This is a genomic window from Emticicia sp., from assembly GCF_049241225.1.
Classification (GTDB): domain Bacteria; phylum Bacteroidota; class Bacteroidia; order Cytophagales; family Spirosomataceae; genus Emticicia.
On the sequence record NZ_JBMLRC010000245.1, the window covers coordinates 1 to 3,786 of the forward strand.

4 protein-coding genes are annotated in these 3,786 nt (G+C 39.2%); 1 reads left to right on the forward strand and 3 read right to left on the reverse strand.

What is annotated here, in order from left to right:
* A partial coding sequence (locus ACOVO2_RS13210; protein ID WP_421770433.1) for a beta-ketoacyl synthase N-terminal-like domain-containing protein occupies window positions 1-796 on the reverse strand: 796 nt, incomplete at its 3' end.
* 196 nt (window positions 797-992) lie between these two features.
* Here ACOVO2_RS13210 and ACOVO2_RS13215 point away from each other — a divergent pair.
* On the forward strand, window positions 993-2,177 hold the full coding sequence (locus tag ACOVO2_RS13215; RefSeq protein WP_421770434.1) for an MDR family MFS transporter: 1,185 nt from the start codon (window positions 993-995) through the stop codon (window positions 2,175-2,177).
* A gap of 41 nt (window positions 2,178-2,218) precedes the next feature.
* Here ACOVO2_RS13215 and ACOVO2_RS13220 read toward each other — a convergent pair whose 3' ends face one another.
* Window positions 2,219-2,569: a hypothetical protein gene (locus ACOVO2_RS13220; protein ID WP_421770435.1), complete on the reverse strand. Its 351-nt coding sequence runs from the start codon at window positions 2,567-2,569 to the stop codon at window positions 2,219-2,221.
* Between the two features lie 64 nt (window positions 2,570-2,633).
* Window positions 2,634-3,464: a tetratricopeptide repeat protein gene (locus ACOVO2_RS13225; RefSeq protein ID WP_421770436.1), complete on the reverse strand. Its 831-nt coding sequence runs from the start codon at window positions 3,462-3,464 to the stop codon at window positions 2,634-2,636.
* Window positions 3,465-3,786: the final 322 nt, after the last annotated feature.

The window sequence follows — 3,786 nt, forward strand, 5'->3', positions numbered from 1 at the left end:
CTATTAATAAAGCCCCTGCCCCATCGGTCAACTGCGATGAATTTCCTGCGTGATGCACGTGGTTGATATTCACCAACTCATTGTATTTCAATAAAGCTAAAGCATCAAGACCCATGCCGCCCATCATCTCGAAAGCTGGTTTTAGTTTTCCCAAAGACTCAAGCGTTGTATCTGGACGAATACCTTCGTCACGGTCGAGTACCGTAATACCAATTTCATCTTTTACTGGCACAATTGATTTATAGCGATTTGCCGCTTGTGCCGCTACGGCTCTGCGTACAGATTCTACGGCAAAAGTATCAACGTCATTACGAGAATAACCATATTTTGTAGCAATCAAATCGGCCGAAATACCTTGCGGAACAATTTTATGCTGAGAAATTATCTGCGGATTCATCATCAACGCTCCACCATCCGAACCCATTGGCACTCTCGACATCGACTCTACACCGCCAGCTACCAACATATCTACTTGTCCCGACATCACATAGGCCGCCGCCATGTTGATGGCCTCCAGACCCGACGAACAGAAACGATTGACCTGTACGCCCGCCACACTTTGGGCATAACCAGCCGCCAAAACTGCCGTACGAGCAATATCAGCCCCTTGCTCACCAATTGGCGAAACACAGCCCATAATTACATCATCGATATAACTTGTATCGAGGTCGTGGCGTTCTTTTATAGCCTTCAGAACTGTTGCGAGAAGGTCAACAGGTTGTATTTCGTGCAGAGAACCGTCCGATTTTCCACGGCCACGAGGCGTGCGAACGGCATCATAAATATATGCTTCCATTTGTAAGATTTAATGTAATGGTGAATAGAAAATAGTATGCAAGCATACTTTATCTGACAAAACTAATCAATAGTTTGGTTTGATGCAAATGCTTAAAAAGCTAATTTTACAGGAAATAGTGTAAATGTTCTCAACTCGAGAAAGAAATAATAAAGATTGAATTTTACATTATCAATTGTTCATTATACATTAAAATATGCTTTCTCTTTATCGTAATGCTTTTGGTGGTTTATCTCGGCAAGTTTGGTTGTTGGCATTGGTGATGCTCATTAATCGAAGTGGCGGAATGGTTGTGGCCTTTTTAACCCTTTATTTAACTCAAAAGCTGGGTTTTAGCATTACTGATGCGGGTTTTGTAATGGTTATATTTGGTGTTGGCTCAATCTGCGGGACTTTTCTTGGCGGAAAATTGACCGACTTAATTGGTTATTTTCCAGTACAATTATTTAGTTTAATGTTGGGGGGCATCATGTTTTTATTGCTTTCTCAAACCCAAAACTATTACGTTATCTGCACTTTAGTTTTCTTTTTGAGTGCTTTTGGCGAAGCCTATCGCCCCGCCAATACTGCTTCGATTGCTGATTTTAGTACACCCGAAACTTTCACTCGCTCGGTTTCTCTGATTCGTTTGGCCATCAATATTGGTTGGTCGATTGGGCCTGCTGTTGGAGGTTTCTTGGCTTCAAGAGATTATACTTTATTGTTTTGGGCTGATGGACTAACGAATATCGGAGCAGCAACGTTAGTATTTTTCTTTTTAAGAAGTTCTCGTCAGAAAAGAGCTGATATTAAGGCAAATAAAGTAGAAATAGACCCAAAAGATTCGGCCTATCGTGACCGAAAATATTGGTTTTTTCTGCTCCTTACAACCATGTATGCGGTTGCATTCTTTCAGCTTTTCACAATTGGCCCAGTTTTCTACAAACAAGTTTGTGCATTATCAGAAATACAAATTGGCTATATTTTGGGACTAAACGGACTGATTGTTGCCTTAGTGGAAATGATATTGATTTATAAAATTGAAGGAAAGTTCGAGAAGCTTTATTTGATAAGTTTTGGTGCAAGTTTGGTAGTGGTCAATTACATTATCTTTTTGTTTTCGCATAATTATGCTTGGCTAATTATCGGAATTTTGTTTGCTACTTTCTCCGAAATCTTTGCTATGCCTTTTATGAATGCTTTCAGTATCGAACGCTCGAAACCTCATAATCGTGGGCAGTATTCGGCACTACATTCCATGACTTGGTCAGTAGCTCAGATTTCTGCCCCGCTGGTAGGTACTCAGACCATTGCACACTTTGGCTTTGATGCTCTTTGGTATATTTTGGGGTCTTTTGGGGTTGCTTCGGCGGTAGGATTTGTTTGGTTGAAGCGACTTTAACAATAAATTTCTTCAATCATTTTTGCTCATATGGCATTCTCTCAAAGATTAATAGCAATCAATTCTTCGCCATCTTTCGGAATAGAATTTTCTCGGTTATAAATGATGTATTGAAAGATATTGGCTTTTTCGCTATCCAAAATCTCAGCCTTTGATTTTTCGAGTTGTTCGGCCGAAGCAAAACTCATCAACATAGGCGATAGCGTTTCATTTCCAAACAAAACTTGTAGATGCTCAACGTGCGAGAAAGTTAGTCGGCCTTTGATTTCCCAAATTTTATTACTGATGGTAGATTGAAGAAAGGTGCCGTTGGGTAGTCCGTTATATGAATGTTGGATTTCGGCAACTACACCATTTTTTGAAATATTGAAACCTTGTTTTACGAAAAGCACAACGAAATGCAGTTTTTGATAAAAGAATGAGCCAAAGTGTTGGGCTTTGGCTCTATATAAATACTTAGTTTTTCTTCTTAAAAATGCCTCTTGGGTCTTCTTTTTTAGCCAAAAGTCCTTCGAGAATCTCAATGCTGGCATTGTCGGGGTCAAGTTCGTATCCTTGATGAAAACGCTCCCAAGCTTCGTCGATTTCGTTGTTGAGTAATTTGGCCAAAGATAGCTGCATCAGTGCATTGGCAGAATCTGGCTGCTTCGTGAGTGCCTTGGTGAGTAACTCAAATGCCTTTTTTAAATCTTCTTTTTCGGCATCAACCGTGAAGCATTTGATATAAACCGTAGAAAGGTCAACGATGAGCGTTACATTGTCATCATCTTCAATTTCGAGCCCACGATTCATCAAATCAATGGCTTGGGCGTACTTTTCGTTTTGGTAGGCAATTACGCCCAATCCCCAATATGCCTCTGCATTTTCGTCGTCGAGCAAGTAAGCCAAATTGAAGCGATACGTTGCGGTATCTTTTTCACCTTCGCTCAAATACTCCCATGCACGAGTGGCAAAAAATTCGCTGGCTTCGCTACGGGTCTTGAAATTGGCATCGCAAGCTTTCAGAAATTCTTCATCAATCGCTTTTTGTGCATCGGTTTTCTCGAATTCTCCAAAAAGTGGCAAAAGATGAATATTTACTCCTTTCGGAGCCAATTTCTTTTTTACTACTTGTGTTTGAGTATCCTGAGCAGGCACAAACGACTTCGTATTTGATGAATTTGATAAGGATTTGCTTGGTGTTGAATAGCTATTAAGATTGGCACTCTGCGAACGAAAAACAGCTTGCTGGGCTACTATATCGGCAGAAATCAAGACACACAAACTCGATAATAATAAAAATCTCATTAGCAATATTTGACAGATACATCACAGATATAACGACATCTGTTGTAAATTTATTAGCTTTTCTCTTAAAATTTAACAGGATTTGAAAAGATTTTTTAAGCGAAAATACCTAAGTCTTTTCAAATTCTTTCTTGCTGAATTTTATAAACGAATCATTCCTGATATTGTTATTACAAAAATAATGCCCGATAAAATTTTATTTATCGGGCATTCGAATTTTTTGGTTCTAATGCGTATTTCTAATTATTCCATCCCTTCGGGATTCTCCTTGATATTCGTCTCATTTCTATAATCATTTCATCCCTTCGGGATTTATTAATGA